This window comes from Staphylospora marina, from assembly GCF_003856495.1.
GTDB lineage: Bacteria > Bacillota > Bacilli > Thermoactinomycetales > Thermoactinomycetaceae > Staphylospora > Staphylospora marina.
The window spans coordinates 2,330,908-2,345,882 of record NZ_CP034118.1 but is presented as its reverse complement, the minus strand read 5'-3'; the positions used below and the strand labels follow the sequence as shown (position 1 = coordinate 2,345,882).

The window sequence follows — 14,975 nt, the reverse complement described above, 5'->3', positions numbered from 1 at the left end:
GAAATCGCGTGGAACAGGCTCGGAAAATCAGGCTTTTCTCCGAACCGTGACGTTTCGTTTTCGGTAAAAATAACTATTGCAGGATAACAGGGAGTGTGCTATGGTAATCATTGTGACATTGAGCTTGTAGGATCCAGGATTCACTTAAAGGGTTGGGACCTCACCGGACTAACCTTCCCCCGTGGTGAACAAGCAGATCCTAGCGGAATTTGGCTCACACCAACTTTTTGCTAGGAAGGGGGCCGAAAGGATGGAATTCTCCACCTTCGGAAGACATGTGGCCATGGATGCATGGGGTGTCGATTTTGATCTGCTCAACGATGTGAAATTTCTTGAACACCATCTGGTTGAAGCGGCCAAGGCGTGCGGAGCGACGGTTTTGTCCGTGCAGGCACACAAATTCCAGCCGCAAGGAGCGACCGTGCTGGTCATGCTCTCTGAAAGCCATCTCACGATTCACACCTATCCCGAAAAGGGATTTGCCGCCCTGGACTGCTATACATGCGGTCACACCGTTGATCCGGCGATCGCCATTGAGTACATGCTCAATGTGCTGAAGCCCACCCAGGCGTTCTCCAAAAAGCTGCAACGTGGCACCGGACCCATTGAGGTCATCCAACCGGAAACCGTCGGCCTGAAGACGGAAGTGAATGTTTGATGGCTGGCTGCGGGATGCACGGAACCCATGAATCATGAAACGAACAGGGACCTGAAGCGATCGGCTTCAGGTCCCTTTATGTTGTCACGGAGTGAATCGGCGAACGAGACGACGAACTTCGTCGGCCGATTCCAATTCAAGTGCCTTTTCGGCGAGCAGGGCGGCTTTTTTGAAGTCCACCGCGCGGACCCGCGCTTTCACTTCGGGAATGGAAGAGGGGCTCATCGAGAGCTCGTCCAGTCCCAGGCCCACCAGCAGCGGGGTCATTTCGGGATCGCCGGCGAGTTCCCCGCACATGCCCACGGGAATGCCGGCCTGCGCACCGGCCCGGCAAGTCATGTGCACCAGCCGGAGAACGGCCGGATGGGCCGCATCGTACAGATCGGCCACCTGTTCGTTGCCGCGGTCGGCCGCCAGGGTGTACTGGGTCAGGTCATTGGTGCCGATGCTCATGAAATCGACTTCCTTGGCGAGCAAATCGGCGATCACGGCCGCGGCGGGCACTTCGATCATGATGCCCACGGGAATCTTATTCGGAACGGCCACGCCTTCCTGTTCCAGCTCCGTGCGGCATTCTTCCAGCAGGGCTTTGGCCGCTCGAATTTCCGCGAGGCTTTGCACCATGGGGAACATGATCCACAGGTTTCCGTGGGAAGCCGCGCGCAGCAAGGCCCTGAGCTGGGTTTTGAAGATGTCCGGACGGGAGAGACAGAAGCGGATGGCCCGGTGTCCCAGGAACGGATTTTCTTCCCGCGGCATGGCGTGATACGGAAGATCCTTGTCTCCGCCGATGTCCAGCGTCCGAATGATCACCGGACGATCGCCGAACGCGTTCAGCACCCGTTCATAGGCGCGCGTTTGCTCTTCTTCGGAGGGCCAGCGGCTGCTCTCCAGGTACAGAAACTCGGTCCGGAGCAGTCCCACTCCTTCCGCGTGGTTGGCTTCGGAGGGGCCGAGGTCTTGCAGGCTTCCGATGTTCGCCAGCACGTGGATTCGTTTTCCGTCGGCGGTGAAAGCGTCCTCTTCGGCGGCTTTGAGGGCCTGTTCCCGACGAAGTTTTTGCAGACGGATTTGTTCCTTCGCCTGTTCCACTTCTTCGGCCGGGGGGTTGATGAGAACGGTTCCCTTGTCGCCGTCCAGCACCAGCGTGTCGCCGTCCCGGATTTCGTCGATGGACTCGCCCAATCCGAGCACGGCGGGAATCCCCAAGGTTCTCGCCATGATGGCCGCATGCGCGGTTCGGCTGCCTTTCGCCGTCACCATGCCGGTGATTCCTTCGGGGAACCGGGCCGTGTCGGACGGCGTCAGTTCATCGGCCACCACGACGCTGCCGTCGGGGATCGTCGACGGGTCAAACGGCTCTTTGCCCGAAAGAAGAAGCAGCAGCCGTCCCCCGACATCGCGGATGTCGTCCGCTCTGGCCCGCATGTATTCGTCATCCAGCGAAGCCAACAGTCCGGCCATCTCGTCCGTGACGGTGTGGCAGACATATGCCGCATTTTTCTTCTCCGACCGGATCCTGGACTTCATTTCCCCCGTATAGGCGGGATCATCCAGGAAGGCGAGATGGGCGTCGAACACGGCGGCTTCCTCTTCACCCATCCGTTCGGCGGCAACTTCCCGCAGCCGCCGGATTTGTTCGCGTGCTTTTTCAATGGCCTGTTCCAGGGACAGGATCTCCCGGTCCACGTCCGAAGCCGGGGAGTCCGTCACTTCTGGAGTTTCTTTCCTCCACCATACCGCCTTGCCGATGCCGGTTCCGGAAGCGGCGCCCACACCTTGCAGCAATCGGGTCAACACTTCTCCCTCCTCAGACCAGACCTTCGAGGAAGGCTGCCAATGTGTTCACGGCTTCTTCGGCATCCGGGCCTTCCGCTTTCACGGTGATGACATCTCCCTTTTTGGCCGCCAGGGACATCACGCCGAGCAGGCTTTTCGCATCCACTTCCTTGCCGTTTTTCACCAGTTTGATGTCGGAGGTGAAAGAACCCGCTTCACGCACCATGATCGCGGCCGGACGGGCATGCAGTCCGCTTTCGTTCTGAATGGTCACTTGTTTTTCTGCCATGAGGGATGCTCCTTTCGCTTCCAGTTTGACGAGGCGTTCCGCCAGATTGCGGATCGTTTGGGCTCGATCGACAAGACGACGGATGAGGGACAGTTCCGTCTGTGCAGCCATCAGCTGGTCAAGGGCATGGGTCATGAGCAGGGTGGGGGAAGGCGACCGGTGCAACAGGTCCGTGTGACGGGAGTGAGCCTGTGCCAGTTTCCGGTTGGCTTCTGCCAGGAGTTTTTCCGATGCCGAAAAATCTCCGGCGTCCGCCAGATCCAGGGCTTCATGGGCCAATCTCCTGGCGTCCCCGGTGTGGAGCAGGACTTCCAGCGTCCATTTTTCCAGCTCGTCCACGTCTCAGTCTCCGTTCCGTTCCGTCAGGAGTCGGAGGATCCCGTTCAGCACCCGGTGACCGTCCATGGTGAGAAACGCGGTGGTTTCCACCCTGTCCAACACCGCCCCGGTCCTCTCTGCGTAAGGAGTCAGTTTGCTCCGGAGATGGGCCACTTGCGGCTCCAGCAAGATCACGTCTGCCGGCGACCATTCCTCCCGGTTCCAGACGGATCGTGCCCGGGCTTCCAGGGAAATTCCCCGTTCCCGGGCCGCTTCCGACAAGCGGCGGACCAATATGTTCGAACTGAGACCCTGGCTGCACAAAACCAATACCCGAATCACATCATTCAAGGCCTGTTTTGCCCTCCTTCATCTGAGTCGTCCCGATTTTCCGGCGAACCCATCCTCGTCGATCACATTCCGGCAAGGTGAGATGCAAGGATCATGCCAGACCGAAAACCCCTTGAAAAACAAGGGGGTTGCAAAAGGGAGAAGCATCCCCGAAAAAAGTGTGCAACGGACTTTGCACAAAGGCTCAGCGGCTTTCGGACAGCCGGTGAAGTTCTTCCGCGCTGCCGGGGGGATACCGGACGGCGAATCGGCGTTCCAGCCGGTCCAAAAGGCCGGACCAGAGCGGATGGGAGGAACCGGAAGAAGGATCGGCGGAGTCCGGTTCCGTGTTTCCGCGAAGGCGGTCATCCAGCAGGCGGTCGGTGAAAATGGCGAGATGCATCCACACGCCTGCTTCCCGTCCGGGATCCCATTCGTATGCCCGTCGGAATTCTTCCATGTGCGGTTTCAGCAGAGAGACCCAGGCGTCGGGATTGAAGTGGACCACCGTTTCCCGCAGCCCCTGCAGCAGAAGATCGGGGATGGCTTCCGGCTCGGGTTCGCGTTCCGACCCGGAGGGTTGCCGGGTGGCGGACAGTAGCGCATGCAGTTTTTCCATCCCCCGGGCCCCGTACAATTCCCAAACCGGGAGAAAAGGAGCGGGGGAGCGGTCCGGATTCACGGTGCCGGTCACCGCCACCAGCCGGGTTTCGCCCGCCAGTTTTTCCAGTTCAACGGCGGCGGAGGATGACGGGGGGACGGGCACCGATCGGACCGTCACGTCCGAGTCTTCCGCGGGCAGCCGGGTTTTCAGCCATTCCGCCACGGAGCGGGCGGCTCCTTCCCCTGTCAGACAGACCACCGCGATGGTCCGCGGTTTGGCGGAAGAGTCGTTCGTCGGCGACGCGAAGAAATAAGAGATCAGGTCGATTTCTTCATCAGGCAGCCGGATGTTCCGTTCTCTGAGCAGATGATCGGCCAGTTTTTGGGCTTGCCCGCGGGCCCGCGGATCCGGGCGAAGCGGGACGGGAGTGGAAGGTTTCGGTTGCGTGCGCCACTTTTCCAAAAACGCCTGCAGATGCAAGGTCAGTGCGGTCAGCCGCTCTTCGTCCAACATCCCTGAAAAGGGCGGATCCAGCCGGTCCGCGGCGTCGCGCAGCACTTGGAGGAGTCCGGCATCGGGGAACACCGCTTTCGCCTCATCGCCCGTGACGGCGAAAATCAATTCCCGGACGTAGCGATCCGCCATCTTTTCCAGTTCCCGGATCACGGTGTGTTCTTCCACGCCCGCACGCATCAGCTCTTCCCGGCGGGAGGCCAGCTTGGCGTAAAAACATTCCGGATCCGGTCCGGCCGCCTCGGCCTTCCGTGCGGATGGACGGTCGGGTGCCCGGGATGGAAGGGCGGTTTCCGTCACCCGGCCGAAGCCCGTCACGTGGGCGGGCAGGTCCTCCATCCGGATCCGGACGCCCGTCCGTCCTTCGTTCAGACTGCGGAGAAACGCCCGGGCGCAGGCGATGCGCACATCTCCCTTCAGCTGCCCGATATTGCCCGGACAATCATACCGGAGCAGCAAAACGCGGCAGGACTCGTCCAGTTCCAACGGTTTTCCCATCTTGCGCGCTTCTTCCTCCAGAATCATCCCGAGGAGAAGGAACCGTTCCTCCGCGGGGCGTTCCCGGAGAGCAGGTACCTTCAGCACCGTGGAAAAGCGCCGGAGAAGCGTGGGAATGAGCGCCCGCTCCGGCGGTTCGGTCGTTGCGGCCACCAGCCGGACGGCGGCGTGGTGGATGTTTTCCGTCTCTCCCAGACGTCGGTATGTGCCGCGGTCGATGAGCGTGAACAACATCTCCTGACCGGCGGGAGGGAGCCGGTGCACTTCATCGAGAAACAGGACCCCTCCCGAAGCTCGTTCGACCAGACCCGGTCGGTCCGCATCCGCTCCGGTGAACGCACCTTTTTTCACCCCGAACAGCTGGGAAAGCAGCAGCTCAGGATTGTGCGCATATTCCGCGCAATTGAACGGAACGAACGGTGCGGATGCCGACAATCTTCCGGAGGATGCGGCCCGTTCGGTCATCAATTGGGCGAGCCAGCTCTTGCCGGAGCCGGTTTCTCCCGTCAACAGGATGGGCAGGCCGTTCGGCGGATACAAAAGAGCGGCCATCGCCTCATTCAGCAGCCGGCGATCGGTCGGAGTCAGTCCGTCATCCGCCGGAGCCGGTTTCCCGAAAGAGGGTGGAACGCCTCCGCCGGGCACATATCGGACGGGACGTCCCGGCATTTTCCGGGCCGCGCCGCTTCGCACCAATTCATTGAGATAACGGCTGACGGTCGAACGGTCCAGGCGCAGCCGGGCGGCGAGCATTCGCGCATCGACGCCGTCCGCATGACGTTCCCACAAGCTGTACAGCTCCGCCAGAACACGGTCCGTTTGTCTGTTCATGAACTCATCCTCCGCTGCATCAACCTTCTTGTCCTTCATCATACACACTTTGCACACTGTTGTCGAATGGACTCCGCGGCAAAATGTTCCGCACGGGAATGCAATTGGAGTAGAATAGGGATGAATCGGCGCTTTTTTCCGCCGGCCTTTTCGCCACACGTTCAAGCCGGGCAGGGAAAAGCGCCGGACAGACTGAATCAAGGGAAGAGAAAGTCAATACCATCAGGGCAACTGCCAGGGAGGTCCGGAACCGATGGAAAAGAAAATGGAAGAGCTCAGGGCGCGCCTTCGGGAGATCCAAGACCTGCATTCCGCCGTCTCCATCCTGAGTTGGGATCAGAATACATACATGCCGCCCGCGGGAGCGGAAGCCCGCGGTCAGCAAATGGCCACATTGGGCCGGCTCGCGCACGAAAAGCTGACAGATCCCGCACTTGGCCGTCTTCTGGAAGAGTTGCGGGAAGCGGAACAAAGCGCGTCGCCGGATGATGACGACGCCGCGCTGATTCGCCTGACCCGTCGCGAATACGAAAAAGCGGTCCGGGTGCCGGCTGACTTCGTATCCAGATTTTACGCCCATTCGGCCAAGACGCATCAGGCGTGGGTGGAAGCGAGAGAAAGCGACGACTTTTCCAAAGTGGCGCCGTATCTGGAGAAAACCCTGGAATTCAGCCGGGAATATTCGTCGTTCTTCCCGGAAGCGAAGCACGTGGCAGACCCGCACATCGATCGCTCCGATTACGGCATGAAGACGGAGACCATCCGCCGTCTGTTCGGGCAGTTGCGGGATCGCCTGGTGCCGCTGGTGGAGGAAGTGACTTCCCGTCCCGCGCTCAGCAACGCGTGCCTGCTGCAATCCTTCCCCGTGGACAAGCAGCTGGAGTTCTGCCGCTTCCTGATCAAGGAACTGGGATACGATTTCAACCGGGGCCGGCTGGATCTTTCGCCGCATCCTTTTATGATCAAGTTCGCCCACAATGACGTGCGCATCACCACTCGCGCCAAAGAACACGATCTGAGCGAGGCGCTGTTCAGCACCATTCATGAAACGGGACACGCCTTGTATGAACTCGGCATCGATCCTGCTTACGAAGGAACCCCGCTTTCCGACGGCACCTCCAGCGGCGTCCACGAAAGTCAGTCCCGCCTGTGGGAAAACGTGGTGGGGCGCAGCCGGGCATTTTGGACCCATTATTATCCGAAGCTCCAAGAGACGTTCCCGTCCCAGCTGGGGAATGTCACCCTGGATGAGTTTTACCGGGCCATCAACCGGGTGGAGCGTTCACTCATCCGCACCGACGCCGATGAGCTGACCTACAACCTGCATGTGATCATCCGCTTTGATCTGGAGCTGGAGCTGCTGGAAGGCAAGCTCTCCGTCCGGGACCTGCCGGAGGCGTGGCGGGAGCGGTACCGTTCCGACCTCGGCACGTTGCCGCCGGACGACAAAAACGGGGTGCTGCAGGACATCCACTGGTATGCCGATTACATCGGCGGCATGTTCCAGGGATACACGCTGGGCAACATCATGAGCGTCCAGTTTTTCGACGCCGCCGTCAAAGATCACCCGGACATTCCGGAGCGGATCCGGCAAGGAGACGTTTCCCTCCTGCATGAGTGGCTGAAAGACCGCGTGTACCGTCACGGCAGCAAGTACACGGCGGAAGAAATCATTCGCCGCGCCACCGGAAGCGATTTGACGATTGAGCCTTACATCAACTACCTGACCTCCAAATATCGCGAACTGATCTCCTGAACGGACCGTCAGCATTGCGATGACACAAAAAGATTCCAATATCAGGGTTTCAAAAAGATGCCTACATTCTGAGGCATCTTTTCTCTATTTTCCAAGGGGAAAAGCTGTTATTATTCAATTGAAAAGAGATTTATTTGAGATGCGTTTGTTTTCAAACGGGACAGAAAGGGTGGAACGGGAATGGGCAACAAGAAGAACAGTTATGCCGGAACGGTTGAAAGCATTGACTTCGGTCAACGTACCGAAATTGATGCCGAGTACACCGTGGAAAACTTGCAGGTGGAAGAATGGGATGATCTCGGTTCCCAGAACACTGTTCCGTATTACGGCACGGATTCTTCAACGTCCGGAACCTATTCACAGCACGACTATTCCACTTCCCCGCAACCGGAATACAACCCGAATGTGTTGGAAAAATTGAGCAACGATGATCTTTCCAATCCTTTTGACAACAAATGGAGCTCCGTTTCTTCCTCTTCTTCTTCCTCCTCTTCCTCATCGGGGGCCAAGCTGGACCTCGAAGAAAATTGGGAAGAGGATGCCTGGATGGAGCGCTGGCGTTCCAATCCGGAGAAATACCTGGTGGCTCCGCTTCCGCCCGAACTTTCGCAACGCTTGGAAGAAGCGCTTCGGGAAACGAAGATGAAGCGGACCGATTTCGTCCTGAAAGCGCTGGAACAAGCTTGCGAGCGGGCCGAACTGGATCGCATCCGTCGCAAAGGGAAGGCGGAAGGAGAGCCGGCCAAACTCATCAAGGATCCGCAAACCGGCAAATACCGCTGCTTCCCGGCCGACTTTTTCACCGAAGACGAACTGTACGGGCTGGAAGTCATTGACGGCAAGTATTATCACAAACGTTGGGAAAAGACCGACAAGGGTTGGGTGGAAGTCAACAAGGGATATTTCGAGGCCACCGGCGATCAGGACGCACCGTACATCAAAATGGTCAATAACAAGCCGGTCGGAAACTGGGAAGTGTATCCCTTCGAATTCTTTGAGCATGACTGGAAATGGGGCATTTACGACAACGAACATGTCGTCATCGAAGTGGTCGGTCGCAGGGAGGAAGATGCTGAACTGTGGCTGGATGTTTACGTCGACAACAAAAAAGTGAAATCCGTCAAAACCTCCCGCGAAGTGCACCGAATCATCATGGATCATATCCGCTGACGCAAAAACCCATCCCGCAGGATGTGCAAGGGATGGGTTTCCTTGTTCACTTCGCTCCTTCCCTGGAGCGGTTCCACAGGGCGAGAAAGAGCAGGATCGCCGCCGCTGCCAGTCCCATGAGCAGAAGTTGAAGCGGTTCACCGTCGTTGTTGTCGGCCGCCGACATGTTGATCCGGGTCAAGTCCGGCACGTTTTGCCCGAGCCGGTTTCCGCTCGGTTTGGCGGGCTGTTGTCCCTCCGTGCGTCCGTCGTCGGACGGGACTTGTTCCGCCTGGAAGGAGACCACGGCACCGTGTGCCGAGGGTGTCATGGCCGACGCGGGCTGCTCCCCGCCGCCGAACAAGAGGATCAGAACGGCCATCATCTGAATCCATGCTTTCATCCTTTTCATCACCCCGCACTTTTTGCATTACCATTCCCAGATCAACCACGGATATCCATCCCTTGCCCGGCTTTCGCAAAAACTTCCCCGAAGGGCAGGATTTTCGAAACACGGAAAGGAATTTGTATCACGCAATCCTGAGCAGATATTTTTCACACGGAGGATTGACAGCGGATGAGAAATCAGTTGAATCTCCGCCGTGGGGATGTCTTTCTGGTTAGGTTCGAAGGAGAACTGGAAGTGACCGGAAACCGTCGGACCCTGCCAGCGGTGTGTGTCCGTTCCCCGTTCCCGGCGTGCGACTTGGTCACGGTGGTCCCGCTGTTCCCGGTGGAAGAAAAGATCGCCGGGGCCGACACGGAACGGGTGATCATCAGAAGCGAGCATGCCGAATGGCTGGACACCGACCGGAAAGCTTCCGGACTGGTGATCGCCAGTGTTCCGAAAAACCGTCTGGAAAAGCACCTCGGCCGGATCGGCGACGTGGTCATGGCCGACATCACCCGACTGCTGCTGACGGGTCTGGGATTGAGCGGCCGGACGCAGGAACCGGCGGAAGCGGTTACACGTCATTGACCGGTGTTGATATACACGGAAATCGGACCGGACATCCGGTCCGATTTCCGTTTTTTTGCTTTACGAAGCCCGAATTTGTCGAAAACGGCAAAATTCGTCCGACTCTGCGTCGGTTCCTGTCCGGAAGGAAGGATTTTGACGGCCGGGTATCCAAAGACAAAACAAATTGTGTGGGTGTGCATCGACATTTCTTTTCGCGGAAAAGGAGGGGTGGCCGTGAAGTTCGACAAAAACCGACTGAAACGCAAGGCTGACCGGGTGGCGGCCACCTATGATGGAGTGGCTGTCGTGCCGAGGAAGATGGCACATCGGATGATGGACACCCTGCAGGAAATGAACCTTCGTCCCGCGACGATTCTCGAGCTCGGTTGCGCAACCGGATACCTGACCCAATTGTTTCTGGACCGTTTTCCGGAAACGCGGGTCGTGGCCGTCGATTTTTCCGGAGGGATGCTGTCCGTGGCCAAGGAGAAGGTGGAACCCTCCCACCGGGTCCGGTTCTTGGAGGCGGATGCCGAAATCGATGATCTCGGTGAGTACGGACCCTTTGATCTCATCGTGTCCACCGGATTGCTGCACTGGTTGTCGGATCCCGAAGCGGCCATCCGGAAGTGGACCGATTGGCTGGCTCCGAAAGGGTGGATCATCTGTTCCGCGTTCGGCATCGATACCGTCACGGAACTGCGGGACGTGGTGAAACAGGTGGAAGCGGAACACGGGATTCATCGGCCGGAACCGGCATTGTATCGCTCCACCGGGGAATGGGAAGAAGTGGTTCGCAGATGCGGACTGACAAAGACGGGAAGCAGGGAATGTTGGCACCTGCTGGAGTTTCCGGATTGCCGGTCGCTTCTTGAGACCATCCACGGCATGGGCGAAAGCGAATTTGTCCGGCCGCTTCCTTTCGGCCTGGATCGGATCGTGGTCACCGAAGTGATGCGCAGGTACAACCTCCGGTATCGGCGACGCAACCAGGTGTATGCCACTTGTCACCTGTTGCAGGTGTACGGAAGAAAAGCGGGAAGGGAACATCTGCGGGAAGTGACGGCTCCTCCCGTCTGAACGGAAACGACCCGTGGTGTCGCGGGGACGGGACGGGGGTGCGGAAAGGGAATCGGGTCGGCGGGATCGCAACCAAGGGAATGTTCTTGATGTTTGTTTCACCCCGACCCGATTGTGGTAACATTGTGAATGAATCTCACGTAATGAAAGGACTGGGGGCTTTGCTGAAACGGTTTCTCGCTTCCCTGGGGATCGGAGCGGCGAAAATTGACCTGATTCTGGACAAGCATCATATCGTCATGGGTGAAGAAGTCACCGGAAAAATCATTCTCAAGGGCGGAGAAGTGGAGCAAAAGGTGGATGGTCTGAACGTCCATCTGCGCCTCTCGTCCAAGTACAAGAAAGGGGATCATACTCTTCCCGTGAATGAAACGGTGGCCACGGTTCCCGTATTTCGGGAGTCGTTCATCGTTTCTCCCGGGGAAAGCAAGGAATTCCCGTTTTCGTTCACCTGTCCGAAATACCTTCCGGTTTCTTCACTGAACACCCGATATTACTTCCAGACCGAACTGGACATCCAGCAGGGACTGGATGCCAAGGACATTGATGCGGTGGCTGTGATCCCGAGCGGACTTCTCTTCAATCTCCTCGAAGGATTCAAACTTCTCGGAATGACCCATCTGGGCGAAGGATACACCGGGCAACGCGACGGCGGATGGCAGATCATCCAGTTTCATGCGACCCGGGAATTCCGCGGGGAATATGACGAAATCGTCTTCATGTACCAGCCCCGTCATACCGAACACCGCATCAGCGGTTACTTTGAACTGGACAAGCAAACCCGTGGCCTGCTCGGCATGATTGCCGACGAACTGGATCTCGACGAGAGGAAAGGATCGTTCAGTTTTGGTCCCGCCGAGCTGGAAAGCCCGCAAAAAGCGGCGGAAACCATCCGCGAGTTCATCCGTCGCAACTCCGAAGGACTGATCGCCGGCTGGTAAACGGCTCTATTCAAGCAGACAGGACATCCCGTTCCGGAAACACCCGGGCGGGTTTTTTGATGGAAGAAAGTGAAAAAGAAAGAGAAAGAGAGGAAATCGGGATGGATGCGATCAAGCAGGAGCTGCGGGAAGTTTTTGGGGATGAGTTTGAACGGGCGTGGGTGCTCCTGAAAGTGGAAATGTGGATGACGTTGGCAGGGGCTGTTGTCTTCGTGGTCGGAGGGTTTTTGCTGCCGTTGGAACATTCTTCAAGAGCGGTGGCTGGATACTCGGTCTTATTGACATTGTTCCGAATTGTGTGGGACCGGAAAATGGGAGAGAGCTGTGATGAAAAATTGCGCGGAACCCGGTATCAACGCAAGATCCGGAATCCCGTACGGAACGTTTGCATGCTCTTGGTGCTTCTCGGCGGGGCCTCCTATTTTTACCGTTCTTTCGGTACCGGGGAGGGAATCCACTTGAAAGACATGCTGTGAACAAGTGGTACAAGTTGATGGTCCATGTGGTGATTCTGAACTTCGTGCTGAAGGAGTTTGTGTGCCGAAAGAATTCGTGACATGCCGCTTGAAGAAGAGAAGCGGTTGAATTCCAACGGGCATGAGTCACCAAAAAACCACCCGTCCCGGGAGGGATGCGGGTGGTTTTTGATTCACTCTGACAACTGCACGTTTGAGACTTTGCCGGCGGACACGGTGACCGTTTTGGAAACGCTGCCCGCCTGGACCGTGTAGGTGCCGGGTTTCAGATTGAGAGCGGTGAATTCGCCGCTGCCGTCTGTGAAGACGGTCCGGTTTTCAGGTCCTGTGATCTTGATTTCCCGGTGATCCGGCACACCGGTTGTTTGCACCCATTTCCCGGTCAGGTGTCCGTCGGTCGGCGCCGATTTCCAGGACAGAGTCGGCGGTACGGCCGGAGTTGCAAAGACCGGGGGTTGGATGGAATCATACGGGCTGGATGTCGTCAGCGCGGAATAGAACACTTGGTTGTCCACTCCGTCTTTGTTCGTGACGGCATAGCTGTACAGCACGACCCCTTGCACGAAGTTGCCGGACGGCGAAGGCCGGAGTGCTTTCCGGATCTGGGTGATGCCGTCCGAAATGCTGTTCATGTAGATGCCGACGCCCGGATAGATGTTCCGCTCATACTGATGATCCTTCTCCCAATTCAGCCAGTTTTCGAACCAAACCTTCTGATCGGCGTCGTATTCGCGGAAATAGTTCATCGGGATGGCAACGTCGATCCATCCCTCCTTCAGCCAGCGGTTCCAGTCCTGCAGGGCACTGTTCATGGTGCGGGAAGCGTTGTACTCCTCGATGGTGCGCGGACCGTTGCCCCAGCTGATGGTCGCGGCGCTGACCACTGCGTTCGGACGAACCGAGACGACGGCGGCATAGATCTTTTGAACCATGTTGTTCACTTGTTCCCGGCGCCAGGCTTTCCAGACCTCATCCTGGGGATTCGGCAGTCCGGTGCGGCCGTATTGGCTGTTGAAACGGCTCACCGCGGTGGGATTGTACCCCCAGTCCGTCTCCATGTAACGGATGAGATCCAGGTGAATGCCGTCCACGGCATAGTTTTGCGCCACATGCTTGACGACGTTGACCGTGTGGTTGACCGCGTCGGGATGACCCGGGTCGATCACGTACTCCGATCCCGAAACGTTCTCCCCGGCATGATTCAGGCTTAGCCACATGTCACGTCCGGTTTTGGAGGGGCCATGGGCATTGAAAATGTGGTTGACGCTCTTGGGCGGAGTCGTTTTGTTCCAGATCGGCATCGTGGCAAACCAGGCATGCACCTGGATGCGCGGGTTGGAAGCGTGCGCCTTGGTGATCAGATCCTGCAGCGGATCATAACCGGCCGGCAAGGCAGGGTCTTCCGTCCGGGGTTCCAGGCTGTTGTTGTAGAACGCATCTCCCCGTCTCCGCACTTGCAGGAAAATGGCGTTGGCCCCCATTTTCTTCACGTCGGCGAGCAACTTGTCCACCTGTTGGGGGGTCTTTGCCCCGTCATGGAACATGTCCACCCATACGCCGCGAAGCTCCTCTTTCATGACGAAGCTGACAATCTTCCGCTCGATGTCCACCTGTACCGAACCGGTTCCCCCCAGAATGTATCCTTCATGGAATCGGCCGGCAGACTCTTTCAGATAGGATTCCACGGGAGCAGGCAGGCTTCCGGGCATCACCAGCATCAGCGGGGAACGCGTCAGCGCGGCGAGCGGTCCCCCGGACAAGGCGTCAGCGAACACATCCCCCCGGGCAAACACCAGCGATTCCGGGCTCATGTTGAAGGTGCGAGCCAGATTGACGCCCACTTCGAACCGGTTGGCTCCTCCGATCCGGGTCACCGTCTTGCCCAGCGCCATCAGTTCGCTTTTCACCGAATCGGAAACCGTGCCGGTTCCCCCGACGATCACGTATTTCTTGATGGTCGGGTGAGTTTGGATGAAGGTCTTCACTTCTTCCGGAAGCTTGTCCTGGCCCGTCAGCAGGATCGGCCATCCGTTCTGTCCGGCCAGGCTGGATGCGGACAGGGCATCCGGGAAGACCAGACCGCTGGCGATGAACGCGGTGTCCGCATGGCTGCCGGCGACCACTTCTTCCGCCACTTTCGCCGAAACGGCGAATCGGTTCGGACCGTCCAGCCGTTCCACCTGACTGACTCCCAGCTGCTTCAAGCGGTCGGCCACATCCTCGGAAACGGAACCCGTTCCGCCCAAGATGATCGCCCGGGACGGTTTCCGGCGGGTCACTTCGCTCTCAATGGGCGCCGGAAGAGAACCGGTTGACGTCAGCAACATCGGGGCTTTCAGCCGGCTTGCCAGCGGACCGCCCGACAGCGCGTCGGTGAACAGGTCTCCCCGTGCAAGCACCACCGTGTCGGAGGTGAAGCCGCGAGCCGTCAGCTCCTGGCTGATCCTTGCCGACACTTCATACCGGTTGGCTCCGTCCAGTCGCTTCACACGAGGTTCCGGATCGGCCGACAGCGTGTCTTTCATCGGGGCAAGCAGGGAAAACCCCAGCGCCCCCAACGTGGCAAGAACCGTCGCTTTCTTCAAGATCCCTCTTCGGGACGGATGTTTCCTCTCGATGTCGATCCCCCCATTTCCTCTCTATGAGAGAATTCGATATGAGAGGATCATTTTCGTCCCGATTCTTTCAAAGATTTTGTGATCATTGAATGAAAACGTTCCTTTTACGGTTCCGGAAGACAGATTTTGGGAGAGGCGCAGAGTTCACGATCCGGAAACCGGCCCCAAACAGAA

General features: G+C 58.1%; 13 protein-coding genes. 7 read left to right on the top strand and 6 right to left on the bottom strand.

What is annotated here, in order from left to right; translation table 11 throughout:
* Positions 1-250 precede the first annotated feature (250 nt).
* Positions 251-658: an adenosylmethionine decarboxylase gene (speD, locus tag EG886_RS11610; protein ID WP_124728287.1), complete on the top strand. Its 408-nt coding sequence runs from the start codon at positions 251-253 to the stop codon at positions 656-658.
* 84 nt (positions 659-742) lie between these two features.
* Here speD and ptsP read toward each other — a convergent pair whose 3' ends face one another.
* The 4 genes from ptsP to EG886_RS11590 form a co-directional block, all read right to left on the bottom strand.
* Positions 743-2,455, bottom strand: a complete 1,713-nt coding sequence (ptsP, locus tag EG886_RS11605; protein WP_164491822.1) for a phosphoenolpyruvate--protein phosphotransferase — start codon at positions 2,453-2,455, stop codon at positions 743-745.
* A 13-nt stretch (positions 2,456-2,468) separates the two neighbouring features.
* Positions 2,469-3,065, bottom strand: coding sequence for an HPr family phosphocarrier protein (locus EG886_RS14135; RefSeq protein ID WP_124728285.1), 597 nt, complete (start codon positions 3,063-3,065; stop codon positions 2,469-2,471).
* Between the two features lie 3 nt (positions 3,066-3,068).
* Positions 3,069-3,386, bottom strand: coding sequence for a PTS sugar transporter subunit IIB (locus tag EG886_RS11595; RefSeq protein WP_241154452.1), 318 nt, complete (start codon positions 3,384-3,386; stop codon positions 3,069-3,071).
* Positions 3,387-3,579: 193 nt separating this feature from the next.
* Positions 3,580-5,820, bottom strand: coding sequence for a sigma 54-interacting transcriptional regulator (locus EG886_RS11590; protein WP_164491821.1), 2,241 nt, complete (start codon positions 5,818-5,820; stop codon positions 3,580-3,582).
* Positions 5,821-6,073: 253 nt separating this feature from the next.
* Between EG886_RS11590 and EG886_RS11585 the strand changes: the two genes are divergently transcribed.
* Positions 6,074-7,576, top strand: coding sequence for a carboxypeptidase M32 (locus EG886_RS11585; RefSeq protein ID WP_124728282.1), 1,503 nt, complete (start codon positions 6,074-6,076; stop codon positions 7,574-7,576).
* Between the two features lie 180 nt (positions 7,577-7,756).
* Positions 7,757-8,746, top strand: a complete 990-nt coding sequence (locus tag EG886_RS11580) for a hypothetical protein (protein WP_124728281.1) — start codon at positions 7,757-7,759, stop codon at positions 8,744-8,746.
* 46 nt (positions 8,747-8,792) lie between these two features.
* On the opposite strand, the gene EG886_RS11575 is transcribed toward EG886_RS11580, so the two are convergent.
* Complete coding sequence (locus EG886_RS11575; RefSeq protein ID WP_124728280.1) at positions 8,793-9,128, bottom strand: hypothetical protein; 336 nt, start codon at positions 9,126-9,128, stop codon at positions 8,793-8,795.
* A gap of 174 nt (positions 9,129-9,302) precedes the next feature.
* Here EG886_RS11575 and EG886_RS11570 point away from each other — a divergent pair, with 174 nt between their 5' ends.
* The 4 genes from EG886_RS11570 to EG886_RS11555 all read left to right on the top strand — a co-directional run bounded on the left by EG886_RS11570 (position 9,303) and on the right by EG886_RS11555 (position 12,183).
* A complete protein-coding gene (locus EG886_RS11570; RefSeq protein WP_124728279.1) occupies positions 9,303-9,704 on the top strand; it encodes a type II toxin-antitoxin system PemK/MazF family toxin in 402 nt (133 codons plus the stop codon).
* A gap of 216 nt (positions 9,705-9,920) precedes the next feature.
* A complete protein-coding gene (locus tag EG886_RS11565) occupies positions 9,921-10,766 on the top strand; it encodes a methyltransferase domain-containing protein (protein ID WP_164491820.1) in 846 nt (281 codons plus the stop codon).
* A 161-nt stretch (positions 10,767-10,927) separates the two neighbouring features.
* Positions 10,928-11,707, top strand: coding sequence for a sporulation protein (locus EG886_RS11560; protein ID WP_164491819.1), 780 nt, complete (start codon positions 10,928-10,930; stop codon positions 11,705-11,707).
* A gap of 59 nt (positions 11,708-11,766) precedes the next feature.
* Positions 11,767-12,183 carry a hypothetical protein gene (locus tag EG886_RS11555; RefSeq protein WP_124728276.1) on the top strand — a complete coding sequence of 139 codons (417 nt, stop codon included), beginning with the start codon at positions 11,767-11,769 and terminating at the stop codon, positions 12,181-12,183.
* A 173-nt stretch (positions 12,184-12,356) separates the two neighbouring features.
* Here EG886_RS11555 and EG886_RS11550 read toward each other — a convergent pair whose 3' ends face one another.
* Positions 12,357-14,768, bottom strand: coding sequence for a cell wall-binding repeat-containing protein (locus EG886_RS11550; RefSeq protein WP_124728275.1), 2,412 nt, complete (start codon positions 14,766-14,768; stop codon positions 12,357-12,359).
* Positions 14,769-14,975: the final 207 nt, after the last annotated feature.